We start from the raw sequence: 20,800 nt of genomic DNA, 5'->3' as shown, positions 1-20,800 counted from the left end.
CCAAGAGCAGGCGGCGACCATCGCGCCCCGGCTGCGCCGGCCCCTGCGCGGGAGGTACCGAGACCACTCGGCCGCCATGCCGCGGACACGCAGGAGCGCGATGCAACGCTGGACCTGTCGTCCCTTGGCAAAGCCCGCGAAGCAGTGGAGTTGATCGTGGAAGACTTCACCCAGGACCTGTCGCAGGCTACGGGAGCCGGGGTCAGAACGGGGTGAGTCGATGCCGATGCGGGAAATCGCATATCGGCTGAAAATACTGCGCCACTTGCGTTGCAAGTGGTGGGCGGTACAGGGTTCGAACCTGTGACCCCTACCATGTCAAGGTAGTGCTCTACCGCTGAGCTAACCGCCCGGTGCCTGCGACTGCGTTGCGCTGTGCAGGGCGCGCATTCTAGCGCAGGGTACGAACGACCACAAGCCCTCTGCCAAGCAGGCACACCTCCCTGCCCTACCCCAGGCTGGCGGCCTTCAGTTTCTGGATCTGGTCGCGGATCTGCGCTGCCGCCTCGAACTCCAGATCCTTGGCATGCTGATACATCTGCTGCTCCAGGCTCTTGAGCTTGCCAGCGATCTCCGCCGGCTTCATGGCGCGATAGTCGGGTGCCTCCTCGGCGACCTGGCGCGATTTCGACCGCCCCTTGCCGGCCTTCTTCTCTGCTGCATCTTCGCGCGCGCCTTCCATGATGTCTTCGATCGGACGCGCCACCGACTTGGGCGTGATGCCGTGTTCGAGGTTGTACTCGACCTGCTTCTCGCGACGGCGATCGGTTTCGTCGATCGCCGCCTGCATCGAACGGGTGATCTTGTCGGCATACAGGATCGCCTTGCCACGCAGATTGCGCGCGGCGCGGCCGATGGTCTGGATCAGTGAGCCGGTCGAACGCAGGAAGCCTTCCTTGTCCGCATCCAGGATCGCCACCAGCGATACCTCCGGCATATCCAGACCTTCGCGCAGCAGGTTGATGCCGACCAGCACGTCGAACTTGCCCAGGCGCAGGTCGCGAATGATTTCCACACGCTCGACCGTGTCGATGTCCGAGTGCAGGTAGCGCACGCGAATGCCGTGCTCGCCCAGATACTCGGTGAGGTTCTCGGCCATGCGCTTGGTCAACGTGGTCACCAGCACGCGATCGCCCAGCTTGATGCGTTCGTTCACCTCGGACATCAGGTCGTCGACCTGAGTGGCGACCGGGCGAATCTCGACCACCGGATCGATCAGGCCGGTAGGGCGCACCACCAGCTCGGTGACCTCGCCTGCCGATTCACGCATCTCGTACGGGCCTGGCGTTGCCGAGACATAGATGCTGCGCGGCGAGCGCGCTTCCCACTCCTCGAAGCGCAGCGGTCGGTTGTCCAGCGCCGACGGCAGCCGGAAACCGAATTCCACCAGCGTTTCCTTGCGCGAGCGATCGCCTTTGTACATCGCGCCAATCTGCGGGATGGTCACGTGGGATTCGTCGATGACCAGGAGCGCATCCGGTGGCAGGTAGTCGAACAGGGTCGGCGGCGGCTCCCCGGGCGCCTTGCCGGTGAGATGCCGCGAGTAGTTCTCGATGCCGTTGCAGAAGCCGACTTCGGCCATCATCTCCAGATCGAACTGGGTGCGCTGCGCCAGTCGCTGCGCTTCCACCAGCTTGTTCTGGGAATACAGCTGCTCCAGCCGCTCCTTCAACTCGTCCTTGATGGTATCGACAGCGCTGAGCGTGCGCTCGCGTGTCGTGGCGTAGTGCGTTTTCGGATACACGGTGTAACGCTGCAGCTTGCGCAGGGTCTCGCCGGTCAACGGATCGAACAAGGTGAGTTGCTCCACATCGCCGTCGAACAGCTCGATGCGTAGCGCCTCGGTATCGGACTCGGCCGGAAACACATCGACCACTTCGCCGCGCACGCGGAACGCGCCACGGGTGAGTTCGAATTCATTGCGGGTGTATTGCAAATCAGTGAGATGCCGGATCAGCTGGCGCTGGTCGATATGCTCGCCGATCGACAGGATCAGGCGCAGCGACAGATAGTCCTCCGGCGCGCCCAGACCATAGATCGCCGACACAGTGGCAACCACCAGCGAGTCGCGACGCGACAGCAGGGTCTTGGTCGCCGACAGGCGCATCTGCTCGATGTGCTCGTTGATCGAACTGTCCTTCTCGATGAAGGTGTCCGACGACGGTACGTAGGCCTCGGGCTGGTAATAGTCGTAGTAACTGACGAAGTACTCGACCGCATTGTTCGGGAAGAACGACTTGAACTCGCCGTACAACTGCGCCGCCAGCGTCTTGTTGGGCGCCATCACCAGGGTCGGCTTCTGCACCTGCTGGACCACATTGGCAATGGTGTAGGTCTTGCCCGAGCCCGTTACACCCAACAAGGTCTGCTTGGCCAGCCCAGCCTCGAAGTTGGCCACCAGCTTCTCGATGGCAGCGGGCTGGTCGCCGGCTGGAGAGTAAGAGGATACGAGCTCAAAGCGGTCGGTCATGGAGCAGATCTCGGGGGGAAGGCGGTACGAAATCCCGCAGGTCGTTGCCGGTAAAAACCTGACGTTTGCTTCAGTGAAGCAGACGTTTCCTGGCATGCGACCAACACGGAGACTGCTCGCTCGACCTCAAGGAGAAGCGCGATGGGAGCAGTCACTCATTCGAGCGTCAGAGGGTACACCGCAGTGCAGCTGCTGGTCGTGATGGCAATCATCGCCATCACGTCGGCCATCGGCCTGCCGAGCTTCCAAAGCGTTCTAGAGTGGCAGCGAGCGACGACCCGCGTACATCTGTTGACAAGCCATCTCGCGATGGCACGAAGTCTGGCTGTCACGCAGCGCATGCCTGTGAGCGTGTGCCCATCGGCCGATGGTTCGAGCTGCCGAACGGACGGCGACTGGAGCCGTGGCTGGCTCCTGTTCGAAGATCCGAGCCGCAGCGGGCAGCCAACGGATGCGTCATCGATCCTGAGGGTCGAACACTACGCAGCGACCGACGGTATCGAAGCCACGGCCACGCTTGGCAGACCTCTCGTGCGGTTCCTGCCCAGCGGGCTAAACAGCGGCACCAACATCACCATCAGCCTCTGCAGCAACGCCCGAAGGCTTGCCGACGTCGTGGTGAACAACGCGGGACGCACACGAACCGTGCGCTACCCCGCGCCCCCCAGCTGCCGATCACGCTGAAGCCAAAAAACGAAAAAACCGCGACATGTCGCGGCTTTTTCAACATCTTGGCGCCCGAAGTTGGACTCGAACCAACGACCCCCTGATTAACAGTTAGCGCTACTAAGCTTACTAATCAGCAATTTGCCTCACTTATTTTTCCCAGCGGCTGACGCCGCAGGCCTATTGCGCGCGTAGGCTTCCTGCCAATTTTCCCGACCCTTGCGGCCACCGGGCTCGCCCTAAATGGCTCAGGAATGCGTCCCCGGGCTGCCATCTCGGCTCGGATCCCGGCCTCATGGCGCACTGCCCACATGCCTGTGCCACGTCGCCCCTGGTCGAAGCTGCTGCAGCCACGCCGGACAAAGGGCGTGAAGAGTTCGCCAGGCGGCACCGGCATTTGGCGCTCCAGCAGCACGTACCAATCGCCAGTGAGTCTCTGCACCAACCTGGCCACCTCTTCACCCTCGAAGCAAGCGCTATCGGTGACCCCATCGCGCTTTGCCAAGGCCTGTCCCAGCGGAAGCCGGTTGGCAGCGCAGGCTCATCGCCGGCATCGATCGGGCTCATACGGCAGTGACCGACATATATATAAGGTGTGCTGCTGACCACTCTGCTTACTGGTCAACTGGCTTCCGCGCTAGAGCATGGCCACGGCCTGGTCTACTGTCCACCAGCGCTTCCCGCCCGCCGCGTCGACGGGATCGAGGTTTGCCTGCAGAGCATCGCTGGTCAGCGACATTGCAGGGACCCGGTCATAGCGAGTGGCGTGGCGCCCCTCCGTATCGCGCCCCAATCTCAATTTTTCAGATGACCACGGGAAAGAGGTAATCCAGGTAATCCAACTCCATAAACGCACACATTTCTATATTTATCAATTACTTATAGAAAAATATCAAAGGTAATTAAAGGGTAATTGAGAGGTAATGGGATTACCTTTTAGGAAGGTAATTTCACCGTCATAAAATACCCTTAAATTTCAATCACATAACTTTTCTATGGGGCGCCGATTACCTAAAATCACTCCAAAAGGTAATTCAAAATTTACTTTTGATATCAATCACTTATATCCACTTTTGGCTTGCGGATTACCGATTACTTGGTTCCGATGGTCATTTGCCGAAACGCACTCGGAAGGCCTGGCCCGGAACGAGGCTGCGCCCCGCCCGCTGAGCCTCACAGGCGCGCAGGGATCTGCAGGGAAGAGACGTCCCCGTGACTTCCACGGATCGCTAGCTGCAGCGGGGCCTAGGCCCACCGTGCAGGGGTGCAGCGAAAACCGTGCATGAAGGCCGCAGGCGTGGCGGGGCGACGATTGCGCGCGCCAGGGCCGGCGCTGCCCAGATGCGTCGGGGTTTTCCTACTGCAGCAGTCGACGAAGACGGGCAAGATGGGAAGCCGCGTCCCGTTCTAACAGGGGCCGCAGCATGCCCAGCATTCGCCGCCGGCCCCGCCTCCACAGTTGGCGGTCAAGCGCAGAGGCGGGCATTTGACGGGGAGGCAGCGAAGCGACTCGCTCGTGGACGCCTATCCCATGCGTGTTGGATTGTTGAGAGTAAGCACCTATGAAAGACGCAAAAGAAGCCCACGGAATACTTGACAATGCACCTCAGGAAGGTGAGTTCTACATCCTTAGGCCTGATGTGCGCGGTGGCGGGTCTGTACATGGGGTGGTCTTCGAAAACGAGAAGGCGCTCCGTCCAGCAGGTAGGGGAATCATTCGGCCGACGGACGGTGGGTTCCCACCTCTCAAAGAAGCTCCACGCCTTCGATATGACGAAAGCCGAGGGCGGATGCCGAATGATCTGCAAGGTGGCTTCAGTGGGTACTGGCTGACCTCGGACCCATTGAAAAAATTGCTTGAATCGATCGATTCTGAAGGATTCGAGTTCGTACCCTGCGATTTTATTTTGGAAGACGGATCGCAAGGCCCAGCACATTATTTGTGTGATGTTGCCAGAGTGATTGATGCGATCGACGAGCATGCATCAACGGTCAAGGTTCTAACGGAGGGATACTCGAAAGGCAAATACTTCGATCTGACTGGCGGCGCCAGCTTGGCTTTTAATAAAGAAGTCATTGCATCGGCCCACGTCTTTCGGACGCCTTACACGGCAGACGCTTTCTGCGATCGCTTTTTACGTGATGCGCTGATCGAAAATGGATTTGGAAGATCACCAAGGACACGTGGGGTCCGACTTATCGACGCTTCGGCTTACTGATTGCCTATTGCGAACGAAGAGCAAAAAAGCATGCCTGCCAGTCAAGTCATTCTTCATAGCCACCATGTAATCGAGCAAGATATTTTCAGTAATAATCTCTTGCTCAAGAAACTGATTGAACATGGCATGATTGATGAACATTCATCCGCAAATCGCTTATATTTACCAGTAGACGGAAAACTGGCCGACGCACTTGAAACATCGCCTCATCGGGGGCGGACTCGAAGTTCTTATACAGATGGCATATCAGACTTTCTGAATAGACTTGAGGGAAGTGACATCGGCCAGGCAGCTTTGGACGATGATCCAGTAGCACTGAGAAAAATTGCCACTCAAGTGCACGACCTGCGAGACACGCTAAAGGTCGCCCTCATCAATGGCGACGCATTTGCAACTACTCCGGATCGCCTGACCAAGGCCGAGACCAACGCACAAAACCGCAGCACCCTCTCCGAGATTGATCAATACCGCGCTGCCCACGCCGACCAGGTGAAGACGCTGCGCGCCATGAGCAATGTTGAATCCGAATGGGCTGCGATCACCCACTCCGAGCAGCGGATCGCAAAAGTGATCGATGTCGCACGCACAACGGGGCGCAATTTGGTTGGGGTACCACGTGAACCCAATGTCCTCGCCCGCGAAATCGCCGGCCGCGAGGAATTTCGCATGGCCATCGCGCACGCCGAGGACGCCGGCCGTGTGAGGTTATCCGAGTCCAATGCGGCATTGGTCCAGCAGGTACTGGACGACACGCCGACAACCATCGGCGGTGCTGCGCGCAGCATCCGTCAAGGCGCGGGCGCTACACCGCATCCGTCGTACACACCGCTATCGCAACGCGGCTTCGCCACAGCAGAGCTACTGGCCGGCGATCTGTCCGCAAGCCAGGCGCTGCGCACCGCCGGCCTGCTCGCCACCGCCGCCGACACCGTGGTGACAGGCCAACGCGCCACGCACTTGCTCGGCCAGGACAACCCGCTGGCCGCGCAATCGGAGCTGGCGCATTTCGCCGGGCGCAATGTCGGTGGCTGGGCCGGCGGCACGACGGCCGCCTACGCGCTGGGAAGCTCGGGCGCCGGGCCGATGGTACTGATCGCCGCCGATGCTTACTTCATGAGCGTGGCCGGCGAGAAGGCCGCCGCGCTGCTCGACAACCGCGCCATCTATACCCAGACCGATCGCGATGGCACGCAGTGGTCGTTCGATGGCCGCGCCTGGGCGCGCGAGGGCAAGGCCGACACCACTGCCGATGGCGTGGACAACCCCACCGCCACGCCGATCGTCGCCAGCTACGCCAAGGCCCGCGAACTCAACTTCCAAGCGACCAATGTCGCTGCAGCACTGGCGCTGAAAGACGCACCCGATCCGGTCGATCCCTATCGACAGCCGGCCAACGCTACCGATCGCCCCAGCCTGAGCCCTGCCGACTGGAAGCGCGACCCAGCAAACGGCCAGTGGCACCGCCTGGTCAAGACCGAGATCTCCGGCGGGAATGATCGCGGCAGCTACGTGCAGGAAACCGCCTTGCCACCACGCGCGGCGGAACTGGAGGCGCAGGCGCAGGCCACCATCGCCCGCAACATCGCCAACAGTCCCGGTGCGATCGCCGCGCGCTATGAACTGGCCTACCACCGCAGCGGCTGGGCCGCCGAGGGCTTGCCGATGTCGCCGGCGGTCCAGCAGGCATTGCCGGATCAGGATGCCTTGACCGCCTCGAACGGCCAGCGGTACTACCGCAACATGGAGGGCCAGTGGACCGGCCACGGCACTCCGCCCGATGCCAACCGGGTGCTGGAGCTGGAGACCACGCGCGCGATGCTGCAGCCGGCGCTCGCCGAGCAGGCCCAGGCGATTGCCGCCATCCAGCAATCGCCGCCGTCGCCGCAGGACGTGCAGCGCGAGCAGACGCTGTACCAGTACCGCATCGTGGGCACGGAACTGCAGCCGCAATGGCGCGAAGCGATCGAGCTGGCGACCCAGCGCACCCGCGAAGCGCAAGGACTCGCAGGCGATGGCGCCATGCAGCTGCAGCGCGGGCCAGGCGGTCAGTACGGCGCCGACAGCCCGATCGCCCATCTGCAGCGAGGTGCCGATGGCGTGGAGCGCATTGCAGCAGTTACCGGCACCGAGGACATCCGTCAGGCGCTGCAGGAGCTGCAGGCACGTCAGCAGCCGGCCGCGTCGATGCAGCATCTGGCCTTCGCGCCGCCTTCGCCCGAAGGCTCCACAGATGCGGACACGTCCGGGTCACCGCCCTCCAATCAGCATGCGCTCGATGTGCAGGCCCAGGGCCAGGCCGCCAGCGCCGCGCAGGAGCACCAGCAGCGGCAGCAGGAGGAGCGGCAGGCGCAAGACCAGCAGTTGGCACGGGCGCAGGCGCACGCGCTGCAGGACCAGGCCTCACGTGAGGACCGGACGCAGACGAGCCAAGCAATGCAGGCGCATGCCGTGCTGGAAGCGCGGCAGCAAGCGCAGCGTCTGGAGCAAGAAGAACGCCAAGCGCAGGACACTCACCAACGCGAGCAGGAGCAGCGGCAGGCACACGACACGCGGCAGCGCGAACAAGCAAAACAGCAAAGTGAGCAGCAGGCGCGCCAGGCCCTGGACGCCCAACACAGCGAACAACACCGCCTACAGGTGCAAGAAGCGCAGCTGGCAGAGCAGACGCCGGTGCAGCAGGGCCAGGATGCTCCGGGGCGCGAACAAGCAGCTGAGCGCACCGCCGATGGCATTGCCCATGCGCCACCAACTCTCCACGCCCAGGACACTGCGCAACGCGAGGCGGAACAGCGCCCTGACCAAGACCCCGGTGCACACCAGCCCCAGCAGCAGGCCGCCCAGCATGAGCAGGCGCAGGCAGCAGAGGTGGCGCGGCAAACGCAGCACACGGTGGACCACCAGGCACAGGTTGAGCGCGCACACCAGGCCGACCAGCAAGCAGCGATCACGCAAGCGTCTGCGGCAATTAGGCAACAGGAAGTGGAAACGCGCGGCCAACAGACCTTCGTGCAGTCAGCAACCGCGCGCGACGAGACGCCAGCACCAGGCGCGGAGGTACCTGCCGACGCGCGCACAGCTCAGTCGATGGAGGCACCGTCGATACGATTGTTCGCTATACCGGTCGTTGCGGACCGCCTCGATGAGGAAAACGCGCCCACACCACAACTCCCGGTGCCGAACGCGCATGCAGCGCCACCCACAGCGGCCCTCGTCACCGATGCAGCCGGACCGGCCCATGGCGCGCCCACCCCAGAGCCTCCCGCCGATCACTCAGAACATGCCGCCACATCGAACCGCCCCACGTCGGTATCGGACGCGCGGAAGCAAGCGCCGGAGCAAGCCGACCGCGCCAACGTTGCGGCTACAGATCCCGATTCATGGGCAGAGATAGCGCGCTCTGCGCGTGCGCTCCGCATCCAGGCCGAACAGGATCTCGACATAGAAAACCGCATCGCAGATGCACGGCAAGCGCGCATGGCTCGCGGTGAGCCGCCGTTTACCGAGCGGGAATTGCGCGATGGTTACGACCCCGATGGTCCCTCGGCAATGAGACGACCACCGAGCATCTTGGCAGGCACCGCCTTGCAGCAACGCCTGGGTGCACCACCGGCGCAAACCGATGTTGCGCAGGACGATCGACCGCCGCCCAAGCGCAAGAGCATCACCGGCGATCCGGACGTGGATGATCTGCTCTACGCGCTGGACTCCAAGAACGATCTGGCTATCGAACAAGCCCTGAAGCGTGTCGGCAATAGCGCCCACAGCGCGGCGTTGGCACAGCAAGGTCATGAGCATCTGGACGCCAAGGCCCAGCAGGAAGCCCAGGAACAGGTGACGACGCGCCAGGCGTTGGGAATGGACGTGGCAGCAGAGGTGCAGACCAGCCGTGGGCCGGTAATGGTGCTGACGCTGCCGCAGTTCGCCAACGGGCCAATGATGCAAGGCGCAGGCCCGCCAGGTGATGGAGGGGGTGGCGACGGAGGCGGAAGTGGCGGCGGCGGTGGTGGTGGTGGTGGCGGATAGCCAGAACGCAACAAACGCATTGAACCTACAAGAGAGCACGATGGACATGCAGGACACCTCAACGCTGCCGGGCGGCGGTGAATCGCACCAGGCGATGACGGACTCGATCAAGGCCATGACGGCAGTCATCGCGGCGATGCAGCGGCGAGAGCAAACCCTTGAGGATCTCGTACGTCATCAAATGCAGCTTCTACAGGTGGCAGTGAACAGCGCCGATCGACGCGTCACCCGGGTGGTGGAGAGCGCGCTTCCCCGGCTAACGCAGTTGAGCAACCAGGCATTGACGCAAACGCTGGAACCGGGGGCCGAGCGATTCAACAAGAAGATGGTCCAAGCGGAAAGGACGCTTGAGCAGGCGACGGCGCGCTATGCACGGGCGCAGCAATCGCTGGAAGCCACCGTCACCCGGCGCAGCTGGGCCGGCCTCGCCGCGCTGTTGGTCGGCACGCTCCTGTGCCTGGCTGCAGTCGGCTACGCCGTCCAGGGCGCCAGGCCAGTGCTGGCAGAAGCTTCGCAGCGCCGCGCGGAGATCGCCTTTCTGGACCGTGTGGCACGCGCGGACCTGTTTCCCTGCGGCGAGGACAGGCTCTGCGTCACGCTTGACAAGGCAGGGCCGCGCTACGGCAAGCGCGGGCAGTATCGCGTTGTGGCCTTGCGCCAACCACCCGCACAATGAAAGCCGAACCGCCACGCAGGCAGCTCGGCTTCATGACCTACAGGGCGGTCAGCCGATCGCGCGTGACCGCTGCGTACTGATCGGTCATCTCGATGCCGACAGCCTGAAAGCCCTCCAGCTGGGCAGCGACCAACGTGGTACCGGATCCGGCGAACGGATCCAGCACGCGCCCGCCTGACTCGCAGATCCGCACCAGCTGCCGCATCAATTCGGTGGGCTTACCGGTCAGGTGATGCTTGTCGGCCTTGCGCACCGACTCACGGATGACGCCGGGCAACACGGGTGCGCGGCGATCCAGCGGCATGTTGCCCTTGCTGCCCCATACGATGTATTCGGCCTGGTTGCGGAAGCGGCCCAGCTGCGGCCGCACGCCTTCGGTCTTGTCCCAGACGGTGATGCCGCGCCAGGTGAAGCCCGCGATCTGCAGCGCGTCGGTGGTTAACGGCAGCTGCCGCCAGTCGGTGAACAGCAGCACCGGCGCGCCTTCCTTGAGTACGCGCGCGCACTCGGACAACCACAGGTGCATCCACTTCAGATGCGAGCGTTGGTCGCGTTCGTCGCCAACGAAGTCGGCATGTCCGCCATCCCGGCAGTACTTGGTCGACGGCGGCCGTGCCCGGGCAGCAGCGGTCAGACCGCCACTCGCATACGGCGGATCAGTGATCAGTGCGTCGAACGAGTTCGCTTCGAGCGTGGGCAGGATGGTCAGGGCGTCGCCCTGCAGGAGCTGGTTTTTCATGGTGAGAGCCTTCTTGGATTCGCTCGCGGCGATCGGAGGTGAGGCTCTCGGCCTTCAGGTGATTGAGCGTGCCGCAACGCGGGCACTTGATCTGGATTTCATCGAAGGCGCCGGCCTTGCACAGCAGGCGGGCGCATTCGCCACAGCGGAGGTTCTTGAGCATTGCGTGGTCTTGCAGGGGGAAAGGATTACGCAGCCGCTGGCGGCGCGTAGGGGGTGAAGGCGATCACCTCATCGCCCACCCAGTCGTTGATCTTCAGCATGCGCGCCTGCAGCGGTTCCAGCTCGTTGGCGGCCCACACGGCAGCGGCCTCACGGATTGAGCCGAAGCCGCCGGCGTTCTGCGGCACGATGCCCATCAGTTGAGGCGGGATCCGCAGCGCAGCCAGCATGTCGTCGCGGGTGATGCCCTTGATGCCGCTGAACTCATCCTTGGCCGCCACCTCGCTGACCGGGATCAGCTTCAGTCCATCCTTGTTGCCGCCCGGCGAGTACAGGAACAGGTTGCGGAAGTTGCCCGGCCCCTTGGCGCCCTTCATGGCGGTGCGCAGCGCATCCACATCTTCCTGGCTCTGCTGCGGGTCGGTCAGGTACAGGATGAAGCCGGCATGCGAGCCGTTGTTGTAATACTTGCGGCGGAACAGCGTGGCCGACTCGTTGAGCAGCGCCGACTGCATCGCCGGCATCCACTCGGGCAGGCCGTAGAGCTCCTGATCGACATCGGCTTCGCGCAGCTGGAACACGCTGCCCGGCTCGAACACGTGCTCGTCGTGCCAGGTGCGGACCTGGAAGTACTCGCCCTCGGCAACGCCGCGCCGCACATACTTGGACAGTGGCGCAACCAGCGACAACGGGCCGCCCAGGCGATTGCGGCGGCGCTCAAGGTAGCCATTGCCCAGGGTGATCCAGTCCAGCGCCAGCTGCTCGAAGGCCTCCCGCGTCAGCAGCCGGTGCGGCTTGAAGGTGCGCGCCAGCATGTTGCGCTTGAAGATCAGCCCAGACTGCAGGAACGGATTGCTGCGTGTGGTCTTGGACAGGCCGTCCAGCGCCACCGGCGGCTCGTACCAGCGCCCGTTCTGCCAGCACTCCAGATAGTCCAGCACGCCGCGCCCATCAAGCACCGGCGTCGGGTCGCCAAAGGTGAAGGCCTCGGCGCGTGCGGGCACGGCAGGCGCTGCAGGCGTGGTGGCGGGCAGCTGGTCGGTCAACATCAAGAGATCTCCATGAAGCCGGAGTTGCGCGCGGTGCGCCCTTCCAGCGGTTCGTTCTGCAGGGCGTGGAATAGCGCCCACGCCAGGTCCGCGTGGCCGGTCTCTTCCGAGCGACCCGCGGTGAAGGTGGATTGCCGGCCGCTGGCCGTCATGGTCTTGCGGATGGCCATCAACGACTGCGCCACGTCGATCCAGCCGGCATCGAACTCCAGCCGGCCGTTGTGGATCACGTCGAACGCCTTGAGCACCAGGCGGGTTTTGACCTCGGGCGAGTAGCTGAAGGTGACCAGATTCGGGAAGAACTGCTTCACCAACTGCGCCACGCCGCTGCCCATGCCGGTGGTGTCGATGCCGATGTAGGTCACCCAGTAGCGGCGCGTGATGCGCTCGATCTCGGCCGCCTGCTTGGCAAAATCCATGCCCCGAAACTGGATCCGCTCCAGCAGACGGAACTTGCCGCCCGGCTGCTGCGGAGGCGCCACCACGACCAGGCCGGCGGTGTCGCCGGTCTCGGCCGGGTCATAACCGATCCACACCGCGCGATCGCCGTAGGGGCGCAGGGCGAAGGGCTTGTAGTCCTGGCCCCACTCGACCCAGCTGTCGACCATGCACGGCTGCAGCATCGCCAGCGGGAAGATGCTGGCACCGTCATCGACGAAGTCGCACATCAACAGGTTGGCGAAGGCGTCCGGGCTGTATTCCTCGCGCAGCTCGTCGATGTCGAACAGGTCGCAGCCCCGCCGCTGGGCGTCGAGGATGTTGACGATCTGACGCCACGCCCGGTCCTGGCAGCGGCGGCCACCGGCCAGCGCCTCGTGCGAGACATCGATCTGGATGCGCTGGGCAGCCGGCTTGCCCTTGTTGCGGCGCTCGCCGGTCCAGAAGGTGTAGGCCTCGTGCGCCATGCTCGACGGCGTGCTGAAGTAGGTCTTGCGCCACTTCTTGTGCATCGCCATGCCGCTGGCGACCTTGTTCAACTCATTGAATCCGTAGGTCCAGAAGAATTCGTCGAAGTAGAAATTGCCGTGGTAGCCCTGCGCGGTGCGCGCATTGGTGCCCAGGAAGAACAACTCGGCGCCGTTGGGGAACACGATGGTGTCGCCGCCGGACAGTGTCTCGTCGATCGTCTCGCGCACGAACTGCTGCATGTAGCCGCGGAACAGGTGCGCCTGCGCCTTGGAGGCGCTGAGGAAGATCTGATTGCGCCCGGTGGTGAGCGCATCGATTAGCGCCTCGCGGGCGAAGTAGTACGTGGCACCGATCTGGCGCGACTTCAGGATGATGCGTGTGCGCTCGTTGCCGGCCCGGTACCAATCGCGCTGATAGTCGAAGCAACCGTCGACGAATGCCGTGGTGAGCTGCTCGACCTGCTCTTCGGTGAACTCGTTGCGCTTGGGCTTCTTTTTGGGCGCAGCGTTGCGGTTCGCCACGGCCGGATTCAAGTCGGCTTCGTTGCCGCCGCCCTGGTAGCGCTGGATGCGCGCCTGGCGCTCCAGCTGCCGGTGCAGCAGATCAATTTCCTTGAAGTCGCCGCCGGATTTTTCCGGCTTCATGATCAGTACGACCAGGCGTGCTTCCAGTGCTCCGCCGATGCGCTCGACGTTATCTGCGCGATCCCACTCGTCACGCGACTTCCAGCTGTGTACAGTCTTCTCGTTCTCGCCGATGGCCTGCGCAATTTCAGTCACGCGCCACCCCATCCAGTACAGGAATTTCGCCTGCCTGCGGGTGTCCATCGGGAGTTGAGTGGCGACGCTGCTCATGCAATCAGAGTGACGCGCGCGATCTATTCCCGACAGCTGCGGGACGCGTAACGCCCTGAATTACAGGCCTTTTGCGTTGCTGCGTCTTGCGCAGCGTTTGACCATGCACTCATCGCATCGCAAACGCATCCAGCGCAGAGGACCCGCATGTCGGCAAAGGCCAAGAAGTTCCGTTCCAACTGGTTCCGCGTGGCCGTCGAAGGCGCCACCACCGATGGCCGCACGATTCAGCGCAGCTGGATCGACGACATGGCCGCAACCTACAACCGCGAGACCTACAGCGCCCGCATCTGGATCGAGCACATGCGCAGCCTGCTGCCGGACTCGCCGTTCCGCGCGTATGGCGATGTCATCGCCGTGAAGGCCGAAGAGGTCGAGATCGACGGCACCAAGCGCTTGGCGCTGTTCGCCCAGATCGAGCCGACCTCCGACCTGATCACCATCAACAAGGCCAAGCAGAAGCTCTACACCAGCATCGAGGTGCAGGAGAAGTTCGCCAACACCGGCAGGGCGTATCTCGTTGGCCTGGCCGTGACCGACTCGCCGGCCAGCCTGGGCACCTCGATGCTCAGTTTCGCCAGCCAGAACCCCGAGGCCAACCCGCTGGCCGATCGCAAGCAGTCACCCGGCAACCTGTTCACCGTCGCCGAGGAAACCGCGCTGGAGTTCAGCGAGGTCAGCGACGGGCCGGTGGCCGGCCTGCTGAGCCGGATCCGCGCCGCCCTCAAGAGCGAGGACGCCACCAGCATCACCGCCGAGCAGTTTGCAGACCTCGGCCAAGGCATCGAAGAGATCGCCGAGCACGTGCGCGTCCAGGACGAGCGCTTCAACCGCCTGCAGGCCGAGCACGCGCGGCTGGCGAACGACCTTGCGCAGTTGCGCGAGTCGCTCTCGCAACAGCCTGACCCCGCGCAGCCCGCACGCCCGGTGGTCACCGGTGGCGGCGCCGCCGTGCTGACCGACTGCTGATCCCACACACCACACACGCCGCCAGCGCCCCACCTTCGGAGCCACCATGCAAAACGCCACCCGCCTGCAGTTCAATCAGTTCGCCGAGCAGATCGCCCAGCTCAACGGCGTCGCCTCGCCATTCCACTCCTTCGCTGTCGATCCGACCGTGCAGCAGAAGCTGGAATCGCGTATGCAGGAATCGAGCGAGTTCCTGTCCAAGATCAACATCATCCCGGTGGACGAGCTGTCCGGGCAGAAGGTGGGCATCGGCGTTACCGGCAGCATCGCCAGCCGCACCGACACCGGCGCCGGCAAGACCCGCACCCCGCGCAATGTCGCCGCGCTCGACAAGAACGAGTACGTCGCCAAGAAGACCGACTTCGACACCGCCATCCACTATGCGCTGCTCGATACCTGGGCCAAGTTCCCGGACTTCCAGACGCGCCTGCGCGATGCCATCGTCAAGCGCCAGGCGTTGGACCGCCTGCAGATCGGCTTCAACGGCACACACGCCGCTGCCGATACCGACCGCGCCGCGTTCCCGCTACTGGAAGACGTCAACATTGGTTGGCTGCAGCAGTACCGCAACAACGCTGCGCAGCGCGTGCTTGCGAGCGGCAAGGCCGCCGGCAAGGTGGTCATCGGCGGCGCCGCTGCTGGCGCTGACTACGGCAACCTCGACGCGCTGGTGTTCGACGTGGTGAGCAACCTGCTCGATCCGTGGCACCGCAAAGACCCGAGCCTGGTCGTGGTGCTGGGCCGCGACCTGATGCACGACAAGTATTTCCCGATGGTCAACAAGGAACAGCCGGCGAGCGAGAAGATCGCCACCGACCTGATCTTGAGCCAGCGCCGCGTCGGCGGCCTGCAAGTCGCCGAGGTGCCGTACCTGCCGGACGGCGCGCTGATGGTGACCTCGCTGGCGAACCTGTCGATCTACTACCAGACCGGCGGCCGTCGCCGTTACATCAAGGAAGCGCCGGAGCGCGATCGCATCGAGAACTACGAGTCCTCCAACGATGCCTATGTGGTCGAAGACTACGGCCTGGGCTGTGTGGTGGAGAACATCGAGATCGAGGCCTAAGCCATGGCTGACAGTCCCGCCAAGCGTCACCACAGCCGCGTGCTTGCCGAACTGGAAGCGGCCCAACGCGCACCGCACCAGCTCATGGCCGGCGCCACCGCCTACGAACAGCACATGGCGCAGCTGCAAAGCGATCGCCTGCGCCTGAAGCAGATCCAGTCCGACCAGGGCAAGGCCGCGCTCAAGGTGCAACTGCTGCCCGGCTACGCGCCGTATCTGGCCGGCGTGCTGGCCGGTGGCCAGGGCGCACAGGACGAGATCGTCACCACGTGCATGGTGTGGCGGATCGATGCCGGCGACTATGCCGGCGCGCTGGAGCTGGGCGCCTATGTGCTCAAGCACGGCCTGCAGATGCCGGACCGCTTCACCCGCACCGTGGGCTGCGTACTGGCCGAAGAGATCGCCGAGGCCGCGCTGTCGGCGCAGAAGACCGGCCAGGCGTTCGATGCGGCCGTGCTGGCTGATACCGCCACGCTGACGGCCGAGCAGGACATGCCCGACGAGGTGCGCGCCAAGCTGCACCTGGCACTGGCCCGGGCGCGCCTGGCGGGCATCGCCGACGAGACGCCCGCCGACCAGGCGCAGCCGATCGTCGCCGCCGCTGTCGCCGATCTGCAGCGCGCCATCGCACTGCACGGCAGCTGCGGCGGCAAGAAGGATCTGGAGCGCGCCGAGCGGCTCCTGAAGAAGTTCAGCGCTGAGCCTGCGGGCACCAGCGCATAACCGAGCGTCCCCGCGACCCTCGCCGGCTCGGGGCCGATCCACAGCACTCCATCGCTGCGGTGACGCCCCGACCACCGGCGATCTATTCCGAGCCATCCATGAGCGGATTCACTGCCACCGGCACCACCAGCGCCGCGCCTGATGCGATCGCCAATGCGCCGTTCTGGCCGGCGATCGCACCGGCCGGGGTGCGGGCGAGCATGCGTCTGGATGGCACAGTCACCGACGCCCGGCTGCGCCACGCGATCGTCGCCGCCATGCTGGCGGTCAACGATGAGCTGCAGGCTTGGGCGGATATGCACCAGGCGGCTGGGTACGCGGCGTTGAGCGATGTGCCCAGCACCACCGTCGACGGCGTCTCGCGCCGGGTGCAGCTGTACTTGCGCGCGGTCGCCTGCGCCACCGCCGTCGAGGTGGCCGAGCGCTACCGCAGCTTCGACGCCACCGACAGCGCCAACCAGCGCGCTGACGACCTGTCGCCCAGCATCACCGAGCTGCGCCGCGATCAGCGCTGGGCCGTGCGCGACCTGCAGAACCTGCCGCGCAGCACCGTGGAGCTCATCTGATGCGCGTGCACGCCGTGCAAGGCGACACCGTCGACCTGCTGTGCTGGCGCCATCTGGGCAGCACGGCCGGTCTGGTCGAGCGCACCTACCTCCTCAATCCCGGCCTGGCCGAACTGGGCGCCGTGCTGCCGCACGGCACCCCAGTGGAGTTGCCCGAGGTAACCACCACTACGGCGGCAATGACGCCGCTCGTGCAGCTATGGGACTGACCTGATGACCGAACCCACCTCCGTATCGAGCGGCTTTTTGATCGCCACCGGTGTGGGCCTGGCCTCCGTGCTGCCTGGCATCGACGGCGATGCGTTGATCGGCGCCTTCGCCGGCGGCGCGCTGTTCGTGGTGTCTGCCGCCAAGCAACCGCTGTTGGCGCGGCTGATCTATTTCCCGGTGAGCGTGATCGCCGGCTACCAGCTGGCGCCGGAGCTCCTGCGCTGGCTGCCAATCAAGTCCAGCGGCGTGGCCGCCTTCGCCAGCGCGGCGTGCGCCATCACCGTCACGCTGGGCCTGATCGAAAAGAGCAAGTCGTTCGACTTTTCCTTCCTACGTCGTGGAGGTCCGCCCAGTGCATAGCCTGGTCACCGTCCTGACGTTGATGGCCTCGCTGGCCATCTGCGTCCGCCTGCTCACCTACCACCGCCCGTCCGATGCCCGGCATCGCCGCGGCGCTGGCTGGTGCGCGTGGCTACTGATCGCCAGCACCGGCGGCCAGGCGCTGCACATCCTGCTGGCCGGCGCCGGCTCCCACGTCAGCCCGTGGCACCTGGGCACGTTGACCGTGCTGGCAGTGCTCACCTACCGCGCCCAGGGCAATGTGGCGCGCATCCTGAAGGTCGATTGATGTTCACCGATACCCAACTCGCCTCGATCATGCAGTGCCCGGCACAGCGCGCCCAGCGCTGGCACGGCCCGCTGCTCGCCGCCGCCAACCGCTTCGGCATCACCACCAAACGTCGCGCCGCGCATTGGCTCGGCCAGGTCGGCCACGAAAGCCTGAGCCTGTCCCGCATGGAAGAAGGCTTGCACTACACCACCAGCGCTCGGTTGCTGGAAGTCTTCGGCTCCCGCATCACGCCGGCACAAGCGCCGCAGTTCCTGCGCAATCCGGTCGGCCTAGCCAACTTCGTCTACGCCGACCGCCTGGGCAACGGCGACGCCGCCAGCGGCGACGGCCACCGCTACCGGGGCCGTGGCCCGATGCAGCACACCTTCCGTGGCAACTACCGCCGTATCGGTGAGCTGATCGGCCTGCCCGTCGAAGAGCAACCGGATCTGCTGCTGCAGGTGGAGCCGAGCGCACTGGCTGCGGCGGCGTACTGGCACGACAACGGCCTCAACACGCTGGCCGATGCAGGCGACGTGCTGGGCCTGGGCCGCAAGATCAACCTGGGCAACGTGCGCACCAAGCGCTTGCCCGAAGGCCACAGCGACCGCGTCACGCGCACCAAGCGCGCCCTGCAGATCCTGGGCGTGAGCTGATGATCACGCGCCTGATCATCCTGCTGGCGCTGATTGCGATACTCGTCGGTGGCTGCGTGTGGCAGGAGCGGCGCGTCAGCGCCGCGCAGGCAGAACGCGATGGCGCGCTGCAGGCCAAGCGCCGGGCCGAGGCAGAACGCGACAGCGCCAAGACCTCCACCACCGTCGTCACCCAGTACGTCGATCGCGTGCAAGTCGTGCGCGAAGCAGGCGCCACCATCACCCGCGAGATCCCGATCTATGTCACCCAGAAAGCCGATGCTGCTTGCGCTATCCCTGCTGGCTTTGTGCGGCTGCACGACGCCGCCGCCACGGGCAACCCTGCCGGGCCGCCCACCGGAGATCCTGATGCGCCGGCCGCCGGCATTACGCTCTCTGCCGTCGCCGGCACTGTCGCCGACAACTACACCAGCTGCCACGCCACCGCCGCGCAGCTGAGCGCGCTGCAAGACTGGGTCAACCTACATGCGGCCGAGCCGGCGCCATGATCAAACCCGCCAGCCTGCGTGCGCATCTGGTCGCGGCATTGCCGGATCTGGCACGCGATGCCGACCGGCTGCTGGTATTCATCGACGCCGGCAGCCTGGTCAGCACGTTCCAGCCAGGGCTGTCGTTCGAGTATCAGTACACGCTCAATCTGATCCTGACCGACTTTGCCGGCCACCCGGACAGCGTGATGCTGCCGTTGCTGGAGTGGGTGCAGGTCAACCAGTCCGAATTGCTGTCCAATCCGGCGCGACGCGGCGAGATTGCCTTCGAGGCGGACATCCTCGCCAACGATGCTGTGGACCTATCGATCAAGTTGCCGCTGACCGAGCGCGTCGTGGTGACCGCGAAGGATGGAGGCGGCTACGACATGACCCATGCGCCTGAGCCGCAGATCGATCCGTCATGGATGAGCTGACTGCCCTGGAGGACTGGGCCGCGCCCTTGCTGGCGCGTCTGCAGGAAGGCGAGCGCCGCAAGCTCGCGCGCAGGATTGGCACCGCCCTGCGGCGATCGCAGAGCCAGCGCATTGGTCGACAACAGGCACCTGACGGGACACCCTACGCACCGCGCAAGGAGCCGCTGCGCGACAAGGCTGGCAGAGTCAAACGCAAGAAGATGTTTGCCAAGCTGCGGCAAGCCAAGTTCCTCAAGGTGAGCGCCAGCCCCAACGAGGTCAGCGTGGGATTCATGGGCCGCGTGTCACGCATTGCGCGAGTGCATCAAGATGGCCTAAGTGAACAGGTGCGGCGAGGCGGTCCCGTGGCACGATACGAGAGACGTGTGCTGTTGGGGCTCTCCGAACAAGATCGGCAACTCATCCACGACCAACTCTTGAGCCATTTAGGCTAGAACGAGTTCGTAGAGACGCTATGAGAGCGTCCCCAATCAGGTACGCCCATTGAGGGCGCTCCCGCGGAGTGCTACGGTGGCATCGCGTTATTACTTGTCGAGAGCAGGCGACGTGTCGATACATTGTTCCGATACAACAACAGCCGCTTTTCATCACCGCGCGATTCAAACGTCAGCCCATTAGAGGGGTATCAGATGTATTGTCGAGGTACAGCTACAAGACAAGAGATCGTCAAAAACTACGAAGTCCAGCCCGTCGCACACGTACAACTACTGGCGGGGCAGATCAAGAAAAGCTGCACTGGAGACGAACTCACCAAGGCCTACTACTGTTTTTACTACAAGTCCCGCCAAGACTCCGATACTGGAATCATTACTTGCGGCGAACATGCAGCGGAGCATTTCCTGCAACTTATCGGTCACGCAGGGCTGCCTTTATTCAATCCGTTGGTCTCACAAGGCGGAGCTGGAGGCACAAGCACCAACGGGACACCACAGGGCCCACAGAAAAAATGGGATGTTGCGGCCAAGCAACTACACGACTCGATTAATCTTTTGGTTGTGTGCTGGTCATCCCCGCCAGGCCCACCGCTTTTCGACATCAAAAGTAAGCTGGAGAGGTACTCGGACAGGCCTCCGCTGTCCTACCAAGTAAAGGCGATCAACACGATCATAGGTAAGGATGCAAAAAAAAGAACCATGGCCCAGATGGTTAGCGAGCTCGCCAAAGAAAATTCCTTGAAGCCTTACAGCTTCAGTCATCTTGATGCGATTCTTGCGACAGAGGGTGTGGCTTCCAATTTCACCTAGTCGCCGCCATGTTGGGCTCATCGATCAATTACTCTTGATCAACTCACTTGGCAGTCATAGCGGCAGCTCTTGGATATAAGGTGCA

Annotated in this window: 21 protein-coding genes and 1 tRNA gene; 16 read left to right on the top strand and 6 right to left on the bottom strand. The window is 63.8% G+C overall.

From position 1 onward, the window contains the following. Positions 1–277: 277 nt before the first annotated feature. A tRNA-Val gene (locus LL964_RS09345) sits at positions 278–352 on the bottom strand. 96 nt (positions 353–448) lie between these two features. After that, positions 449–2,470 (bottom strand): excinuclease ABC subunit UvrB, encoded by a 2,022-nt coding sequence (uvrB, locus tag LL964_RS09340; RefSeq protein ID WP_104587590.1) that lies wholly within the window; start codon positions 2,468–2,470, stop codon positions 449–451. 141 nt (positions 2,471–2,611) lie between these two features. On the opposite strand from uvrB, the gene LL964_RS09335 reads away from it, so the two are divergent. The 4 genes from LL964_RS09335 to LL964_RS09320 all read left to right on the top strand — a co-directional run bounded on the left by LL964_RS09335 (position 2,612) and on the right by LL964_RS09320 (position 10,054). Next, complete coding sequence (locus tag LL964_RS09335) at positions 2,612–3,154, top strand: GspH/FimT family pseudopilin (RefSeq protein ID WP_104587591.1); 543 nt, start codon at positions 2,612–2,614, stop codon at positions 3,152–3,154. Between the two features lie 1,544 nt (positions 3,155–4,698). Continuing rightward, complete coding sequence (locus LL964_RS09330; protein WP_104587592.1) at positions 4,699–5,355, top strand: DUF1629 domain-containing protein; 657 nt, start codon at positions 4,699–4,701, stop codon at positions 5,353–5,355. Positions 5,356–5,670: 315 nt separating this feature from the next. After that, positions 5,671–9,378, top strand: a complete 3,708-nt coding sequence (locus tag LL964_RS09325) for a hypothetical protein (RefSeq protein ID WP_167395343.1) — start codon at positions 5,671–5,673, stop codon at positions 9,376–9,378. After that, a complete protein-coding gene (locus tag LL964_RS09320; protein WP_104587593.1) occupies positions 9,317–10,054 on the top strand; it encodes a hypothetical protein in 738 nt (245 codons plus the stop codon). Before LL964_RS09325 ends, LL964_RS09320 begins: the two co-directional genes overlap by 62 nt. Before the next feature lie 37 nt (positions 10,055–10,091). Here the strand turns inward: LL964_RS09320 and LL964_RS09315 are convergent, their stop codons facing one another. From LL964_RS09315 to LL964_RS09300, 4 genes are read right to left on the bottom strand one after another with little or no spacing between them, the layout of a single operon-like run. Beyond that, on the bottom strand, positions 10,092–10,793 hold the full coding sequence (locus LL964_RS09315) for a DNA-methyltransferase (protein ID WP_104587594.1): 702 nt from the start codon (positions 10,791–10,793) through the stop codon (positions 10,092–10,094). Then, a complete protein-coding gene (locus tag LL964_RS09310) occupies positions 10,711–10,956 on the bottom strand; it encodes a Com family DNA-binding transcriptional regulator (RefSeq protein WP_104587595.1) in 246 nt (81 codons plus the stop codon). The genes LL964_RS09315 and LL964_RS09310 overlap by 83 nt, the downstream gene beginning before the upstream one ends. A 25-nt stretch (positions 10,957–10,981) precedes the next feature. Continuing rightward, the gene (locus LL964_RS09305; protein WP_104587596.1) at positions 10,982–12,004 is read right to left on the bottom strand and encodes a phage portal protein; all 1,023 of its coding nucleotides are present in this window, start codon (positions 12,002–12,004) and stop codon (positions 10,982–10,984) included. Next, a complete protein-coding gene (locus LL964_RS09300; protein WP_104587597.1) occupies positions 12,004–13,767 on the bottom strand; it encodes a terminase ATPase subunit family protein in 1,764 nt (587 codons plus the stop codon). The genes LL964_RS09305 and LL964_RS09300 overlap by 1 nt, the downstream gene beginning before the upstream one ends. A gap of 147 nt (positions 13,768–13,914) precedes the next feature. On the opposite strand from LL964_RS09300, the gene LL964_RS09295 reads away from it, so the two are divergent. The 12 genes from LL964_RS09295 (at position 13,915) to LL964_RS09240 (ending at position 20,715) form a co-directional block, all read left to right on the top strand. Then, positions 13,915–14,736 (top strand): GPO family capsid scaffolding protein, encoded by an 822-nt coding sequence (locus LL964_RS09295; protein WP_104587598.1) that lies wholly within the window; start codon positions 13,915–13,917, stop codon positions 14,734–14,736. Between the two features lie 46 nt (positions 14,737–14,782). Further along, positions 14,783–15,802, top strand: coding sequence for a phage major capsid protein, P2 family (locus tag LL964_RS09290; protein ID WP_104587599.1), 1,020 nt, complete (start codon positions 14,783–14,785; stop codon positions 15,800–15,802). 3 nt (positions 15,803–15,805) lie between these two features. After that, a complete protein-coding gene (gene gpM, locus LL964_RS09285) occupies positions 15,806–16,525 on the top strand; it encodes a phage terminase small subunit (RefSeq protein WP_104587600.1) in 720 nt (239 codons plus the stop codon). A 98-nt stretch (positions 16,526–16,623) separates the two neighbouring features. After that, entirely contained in the window at positions 16,624–17,091 is a 468-nt protein-coding gene (locus LL964_RS09280) for a head completion/stabilization protein (RefSeq protein ID WP_104587601.1), read from the top strand. Beyond that, on the top strand, positions 17,091–17,300 hold the full coding sequence (locus tag LL964_RS09275) for a tail protein X (protein WP_104587602.1): 210 nt from the start codon (positions 17,091–17,093) through the stop codon (positions 17,298–17,300). Before LL964_RS09280 ends, LL964_RS09275 begins: the two co-directional genes overlap by 1 nt. Before the next feature lie 4 nt (positions 17,301–17,304). After that, on the top strand, positions 17,305–17,661 hold the full coding sequence (locus LL964_RS09270; RefSeq protein WP_005917737.1) for a phage holin family protein: 357 nt from the start codon (positions 17,305–17,307) through the stop codon (positions 17,659–17,661). Further along, positions 17,654–17,929 carry a phage holin family protein gene (locus tag LL964_RS09265; protein ID WP_017167622.1) on the top strand — a complete coding sequence of 92 codons (276 nt, stop codon included), beginning with the start codon at positions 17,654–17,656 and terminating at the stop codon, positions 17,927–17,929. Before LL964_RS09270 ends, LL964_RS09265 begins: the two co-directional genes overlap by 8 nt. Next, complete coding sequence (locus tag LL964_RS09260) at positions 17,929–18,567, top strand: glycoside hydrolase family 19 protein (protein ID WP_167395338.1); 639 nt, start codon at positions 17,929–17,931, stop codon at positions 18,565–18,567. The genes LL964_RS09265 and LL964_RS09260 overlap by 1 nt, the downstream gene beginning before the upstream one ends. Next, positions 18,567–19,055, top strand: coding sequence for a hypothetical protein (locus LL964_RS09255; protein WP_104587604.1), 489 nt, complete (start codon positions 18,567–18,569; stop codon positions 19,053–19,055). Before LL964_RS09260 ends, LL964_RS09255 begins: the two co-directional genes overlap by 1 nt. After that, the gene (locus LL964_RS09250) at positions 19,052–19,471 is read left to right on the top strand and encodes a phage tail protein (protein ID WP_104587605.1); all 420 of its coding nucleotides are present in this window, start codon (positions 19,052–19,054) and stop codon (positions 19,469–19,471) included. The genes LL964_RS09255 and LL964_RS09250 overlap by 4 nt, the downstream gene beginning before the upstream one ends. Continuing rightward, complete coding sequence (locus LL964_RS09245) at positions 19,459–19,905, top strand: phage virion morphogenesis protein (protein ID WP_104587606.1); 447 nt, start codon at positions 19,459–19,461, stop codon at positions 19,903–19,905. Before LL964_RS09250 ends, LL964_RS09245 begins: the two co-directional genes overlap by 13 nt. 123 nt (positions 19,906–20,028) lie before the next feature. Further along, positions 20,029–20,715, top strand: a complete 687-nt coding sequence (locus LL964_RS09240; protein WP_208621447.1) for a hypothetical protein — start codon at positions 20,029–20,031, stop codon at positions 20,713–20,715. Positions 20,716–20,800 lie beyond the last annotated feature (85 nt).

The sequence above is a fragment of the Xanthomonas melonis genome, from assembly GCF_020783655.1.
In the GTDB taxonomy this organism is placed as follows: domain Bacteria; phylum Pseudomonadota; class Gammaproteobacteria; order Xanthomonadales; family Xanthomonadaceae; genus Xanthomonas; species Xanthomonas melonis.
This window is presented reverse-complemented; position numbering and strand designations above follow the sequence as displayed.

Bases quoted from the DNA above. Each gene is read 5' to 3' on its own strand.
- uvrB (WP_104587590.1), bottom strand. From the start codon at position 2,470: ATGACCGACCGCTTTGAGCTCGTATCCTCTTACTCTCCAGCCGGCGAC.
- LL964_RS09335 (WP_104587591.1), top strand. From the start codon at position 2,612: ATGGGAGCAGTCACTCATTCGAGCGTCAGAGGGTACACCGCAGTGCAG.
- LL964_RS09330 (WP_104587592.1), top strand. From the start codon at position 4,699: ATGAAAGACGCAAAAGAAGCCCACGGAATACTTGACAATGCACCTCAG.
- LL964_RS09320 (WP_104587593.1), top strand. From the start codon at position 9,317: ATGGAGGGGGTGGCGACGGAGGCGGAAGTGGCGGCGGCGGTGGTGGTG.
- LL964_RS09315 (WP_104587594.1), bottom strand. From the start codon at position 10,793: ATGAAAAACCAGCTCCTGCAGGGCGACGCCCTGACCATCCTGCCCACG.
- LL964_RS09310 (WP_104587595.1), bottom strand. From the start codon at position 10,956: ATGCTCAAGAACCTCCGCTGTGGCGAATGCGCCCGCCTGCTGTGCAAG.
- LL964_RS09305 (WP_104587596.1), bottom strand. From the start codon at position 12,004: ATGTTGACCGACCAGCTGCCCGCCACCACGCCTGCAGCGCCTGCCGTG.
- LL964_RS09300 (WP_104587597.1), bottom strand. From the start codon at position 13,767: ATGAGCAGCGTCGCCACTCAACTCCCGATGGACACCCGCAGGCAGGCG.
- LL964_RS09295 (WP_104587598.1), top strand. From the start codon at position 13,915: ATGTCGGCAAAGGCCAAGAAGTTCCGTTCCAACTGGTTCCGCGTGGCC.
- LL964_RS09290 (WP_104587599.1), top strand. From the start codon at position 14,783: ATGCAAAACGCCACCCGCCTGCAGTTCAATCAGTTCGCCGAGCAGATC.
- gpM (WP_104587600.1), top strand. From the start codon at position 15,806: ATGGCTGACAGTCCCGCCAAGCGTCACCACAGCCGCGTGCTTGCCGAA.
- LL964_RS09280 (WP_104587601.1), top strand. From the start codon at position 16,624: ATGAGCGGATTCACTGCCACCGGCACCACCAGCGCCGCGCCTGATGCG.
- LL964_RS09275 (WP_104587602.1), top strand. From the start codon at position 17,091: ATGCGCGTGCACGCCGTGCAAGGCGACACCGTCGACCTGCTGTGCTGG.
- LL964_RS09270 (WP_005917737.1), top strand. From the start codon at position 17,305: ATGACCGAACCCACCTCCGTATCGAGCGGCTTTTTGATCGCCACCGGT.
- LL964_RS09260 (WP_167395338.1), top strand. From the start codon at position 17,929: ATGTTCACCGATACCCAACTCGCCTCGATCATGCAGTGCCCGGCACAG.
- LL964_RS09255 (WP_104587604.1), top strand. From the start codon at position 18,567: ATGATCACGCGCCTGATCATCCTGCTGGCGCTGATTGCGATACTCGTC.
- LL964_RS09250 (WP_104587605.1), top strand. From the start codon at position 19,052: ATGATCAAACCCGCCAGCCTGCGTGCGCATCTGGTCGCGGCATTGCCG.
- LL964_RS09245 (WP_104587606.1), top strand. From the start codon at position 19,459: ATGGATGAGCTGACTGCCCTGGAGGACTGGGCCGCGCCCTTGCTGGCG.